This is a genomic window from Roseiarcus sp., assembly GCF_052145395.1.
GTDB lineage: Bacteria > Pseudomonadota > Alphaproteobacteria > Rhizobiales > Beijerinckiaceae > Roseiarcus.
Genome location: NZ_JBKQOT010000189.1, coordinates 1 through 4,018, shown reverse-complemented (window position 1 = coordinate 4,018; position 4,018 = coordinate 1). Strand labels below are relative to the sequence as shown.

The following is a 4,018-nucleotide window of genomic DNA, read 5'->3' as shown; positions in this document are numbered from 1 at the left end:
CCCGCCGAGTTCGGCGAGGATCGCGGTGTAATAACCCATTCCGCACCCGAGATGGAGGACGCGCTCGCCCCGGCCGACCTTCACTTTGTCGAGAAGAAAAGCCCACAGGCTGGGCTGGCCGTTATTGAGCCAGCGCGCCTCGTCATAGGCGATCAGCACGTCGTGATAGACGGCGGCAGGACCGGTATCAGGAGGAGTCCAATAGGACCTCATGTCCCACGGGCTGAGGATCCGTAAAGGCGGCGGGACCACGAACCGCTCGCGCGGAACGGTCGCAAAGGCCTCGACGACCTCTTCGGCGCTCACCCTTGCGACGAACCGCAACTCCTCGGCGAACCACCGGCGCGCCTCTCGAACTGCGCCATCGCCCATGTCTGGCCGCCTTTCGTGTTCAATTTTTTGCAACGTCGCCGCTAAAGGCCGGCTTCATCAGGCGGTTGCGTGTTTCGCACGCGCCCGCTTTGAGCTATTCTCGCCGAAATAGGAGAAAAAAATGCAGACCCGCCGGCTCGGCCGTACCGATCTCACCATCGCGCCGATCGTTCTGGGAGGGAACGTGTTCGGCTGGACGGCCGACAAGGCCGAGTCCTTCGCCGTGCTTGACCGCTTCGTCGCCGCCGGCCCCGCCGCCATCGACACGGCCGACGTCTATTCGGCCTGGGCGCCCGGCAATCACGGCGGCGAATCGGAGACAATCCTCGGCGAATGGATGAAGGCCCGGGGAAACCGCGCCCGCGTCGTCGTCATCACCAAGGTCGGCTCGCCGATGGGCAAGGGCAAGGAAGGCCTGTCGCCCGCCTATATCGAGGAGGCGGTCGAGGCGTCGCTGAAGCGCCTCCAGACCGACGCCATCGACCTCTATCTCTCGCACTGGCCCGACATGGCGACGCCGGTCGCCGATACGCTCGGCGCCTATCAGCGCCTGATTGAGAAGGGCAAGATCCGCTGGTGCGGCGCGTCGAATCTCACCCCCACGCTGCTCGAGCAGGCGGTCGAGGCGGCGAAGGCGCGCGGCGGCCCGCGCTACGAGGTGCTGCAGCCGGAGTACAATCTCGCCGACCGCGCGGGGTTCGAGCACGGCCTCGCCGACCTCTGCCGGCGCGAGGAGATCGGCGTCGTCACCTATTTCAGCCTGGCGAAGGGGTTTTTGTCAGGCAAGTACCGCACCGAGGCGGACTTGGCGAAGAGCCCGCGCGGCGGCGGCGTGAAGGCCTATCTCAATCCGCGCGGTTTCCGCATCCTCGACGCGCTCGAAGCCGTCGCAGCGAGCCACAAGGCCAAGCCCGCCGAGGTCGCCCTCGCCTGGGTGATGGCCCGCCCCGGCGTCACCGCGCCGATCGCCAGCGCGACCTCGCCCGAGCAGGTCGAGAGCCTGATCCGGGCCACGCAGCTGACGCTCTCGCCCGCCGACATGGCCGCGCTGAACGAGGCGAGCGCGTACTGAACGTCGGCCGCGCGGTCGCAGCGGGAGGCGCGCGTGGCAAAATGTTGCACGTTAACTGTGTCAAATTTCATTGCGACATTCGCTCAAGCCGTGAGCACTTGCCTACAATGGAGACGATGACTGCAATAGTCACTTCCGTGCGGTCAGCAATCGTGAAAACACCTGCCGCTGCGGAAAGCGAGGAGGAACAAAACATGAAACTCAAGGCAATTCCCGCGCTTGCAATGGGCGCCGTCGCTATCTACACACTTGAGACGCTCAATGTCGCCCCTTCGATTGCCGCGGAATCTCTGGTGGTGCAAACGGAGGACGGAGCGATTCAAGGAAATGTGGCTGTCGGCGTCGAGAACTTTTTGGACATTCCCTACGCGGCGCCGCCGGTAGGCGAATTGCGCTGGAGCCCGCCCCAACCCCCGGCACATTGGAGCGATATGAGGCCCGCGAGGGAATACGGGAGCTACTGTCCACAGCTCAAAACGCTCGATTCCGCCAATCTGGTGGTCAACGAGGACTGCCTGGACGTGAACATCCAGCGCCCGATCGGAACCCGCCCGGACGCGAAGCTTCCCGTGTACGTTTATATCCACGGCGGCGGATACGTCACGGGCAGCGGGAACAAGGATGGGCAGGACAGGATCGTTCGCACGAATCCGGTCGTGGGCGTCACGTTCAACTACCGGCTCGGCGCGCTGGGCTTTCTCGCGCTTCCGTCGTTGACGGGTAGCGGTGATTTCGGGTTCGAGGATCAGCAGGCCGCGCTCGGCTGGATCAAGCGAAACATCGCCGCGTTCGGCGGCGATCCCGACTACATTACGATCGGCGGAGAGTCGGCGGGCGGCTGGTCGGTATGTGCGCATCTCGTGGCGCCAGGCTCGCGCGGCCTTTTCAATAAGGCCATCATCCAGAGCGGCGCTTGCGATAGTAAGCCGGCGGCGCAAGCCGAGTCCGGGGGGATTGAATTCGCGCATAAGCTTGGCTGCGCGGATACGGCCTCGATGGTGTCGTGCCTGCGCGAAAAGCCGGTCGCGGATTTGCTGAACGCGCAAGCGCCATATTATTTGTTGACCGACGGAACCCCCGTGCTGCCGACCAATCCCCTGTCGGCCGTGAACGCGGGCGATTACGCACGCGTACCCATCATTGTCGGTTCGACGCGCGACGAGCTTCGCTCGTTCTTCCAGTCGTCGGTCGGCTGGACGGAGGCGCAGTATGAGGACTTCATTCAAAAGAACTTCGGCTCCCATGCGGACGCGGTTCTGAAGCTATATCCTTGGCCGGCGAACGCGGCTGACCCAGCCGCTGTTGCCTACCAAGTGGCCGCCGTAGGCACGGACAATGGAAATCTCGGCGCTGGCGCCATCGAACAGGGCATAGGCGGCTGCGCGACCGCAGCTTTAGCCGCGACCTTCGCGAAGAACGTTCCCGTCTACGCATACGAGTTCAGCCCTCGCAGCGGCCCCGGCTGGTATACAATCGCCGGATACCAGTGGGGCGCGGGCCACGCCACGGAGCTGCCTTACCTCTATCCGTTGCATGACGGCGGCATCGCCGCCTCGGGATTCACCCCGGAGGAAAGCAGGATCGCCGACGCTATGGCTCGCTATTGGGGCGCCTTTGTCATGCAGGGCGAACCGAAGGCGGCAGGTCTGCCAGCTTGGCCGGCTTATTCCTCAAACCAGGGCGTGCTCAACTTCGGCGAAGGCGGGAAGATCGAGTTCATGACAGGGGCGGCGTTCCAGAACGAACACAACTGCGGGTTCTGGGACCACTTCGCGAACGCTCCGTACCCGATGAAGTAGTGCGCACGTGCGAGCGCGGCCTCCGCCCGAAACGAAGGCGCCGCCGCCGTTCGTCGGAGCGCCCGACCCCGGCTCCGCCGCGGCGGCGCCTGATGGCGCGCTTGCAATTTTTTCCCCTTCATTCGCCCGTAAGTTCTTGATAAAGCCCGATTCCGGGAAAGGAAATGAAACTTTCGGAAGGAACGAGAAGGCGTTCGGAAGCCGCCGCGCACAGGATTTAAGGCTTCGGAAGGCGTCTGAAGGAACCTGAAGGCGCGCGGCCCCGGCACGTGCCCCATAAGGCGCCCTCCAGCGCTTACGCCGCCATCTTGCCCAAAATCACGTCCACCGCCTTTTCGCCGATCATGGCCGAAGGCGCCTGCGTGTTGCCGCTGACGAGAAGCGGCATGATCGACGCGTCGACCACCCTCAGGCCTTCGACGCCGCGCACGCGGAGGGTCGGATCGACGACGGCGCGGTCGTCGACCCCCATCCGGCAGGTGCCGACCGGGTGGTAGATCGTGTCGGCGCGCTCGCGGATGAGCTTGCGCAGCGTCTCCGGATCGTCGCGCCCGGTCCCGTAGATGTAGCGTCCCCGGTAGGGCGCGAACGGCGGCTTGCCGAGAATCGTCTGGACGATCTCCGCCCCGCGAACCAGCGTCTCGAGATCCTCCGGGTCGGACAAGAAGTTGGGGTCGATCAGCGGCGCGGTCGCGACGTCGGGACCGGCGAGCGTGACCTTGCCGCGGCTCTTCGGCCTCAGGCCGCAGACATGCAGCGACATGCCGGTGGTGAA

Annotated in this window: 3 protein-coding genes and 1 pseudogene; 2 read left to right on the top strand and 2 right to left on the bottom strand. The window is 64.7% G+C overall.

Annotated elements, in window-relative coordinates; genetic code table 11:
• Nucleotides 1-372, bottom strand: a pseudogene (locus tag ACLP25_RS06595) (hypothetical protein); the annotation flags it as partial.
• Between the two features lie 121 nt (nucleotides 373-493).
• Between ACLP25_RS06595 and ACLP25_RS06590 the strand changes: the two are divergent.
• Both ACLP25_RS06590 and ACLP25_RS06585 read left to right on the top strand, forming a co-directional pair.
• Nucleotides 494-1,444: an aldo/keto reductase gene (locus ACLP25_RS06590; RefSeq protein ID WP_442468424.1), complete on the top strand. Its 951-nt coding sequence runs from the start codon at nucleotides 494-496 to the stop codon at nucleotides 1,442-1,444.
• A gap of 194 nt (nucleotides 1,445-1,638) precedes the next feature.
• Nucleotides 1,639-3,243 carry a carboxylesterase/lipase family protein gene (locus ACLP25_RS06585; protein ID WP_442468423.1) on the top strand — a complete coding sequence of 535 codons (1,605 nt, stop codon included), beginning with the start codon at nucleotides 1,639-1,641 and terminating at the stop codon, nucleotides 3,241-3,243.
• 295 nt (nucleotides 3,244-3,538) lie between these two features.
• On the opposite strand, the gene ACLP25_RS06580 is transcribed toward ACLP25_RS06585, so the two are convergent.
• The coding region (locus tag ACLP25_RS06580; protein ID WP_442468422.1) for a GMC family oxidoreductase at nucleotides 3,539-4,018 on the bottom strand (480 nt) is incomplete at its 5' end.

Excerpts from the sequence above, each read along its gene's own strand:
- ACLP25_RS06590 (WP_442468424.1), top strand. The coding sequence starts at position 494 with ATGCAGACCCGCCGGCTCGGCCGTACCGATCTCACCATCGCGCCGATC.
- ACLP25_RS06585 (WP_442468423.1), top strand. The coding sequence starts at position 1,639 with ATGAAACTCAAGGCAATTCCCGCGCTTGCAATGGGCGCCGTCGCTATC.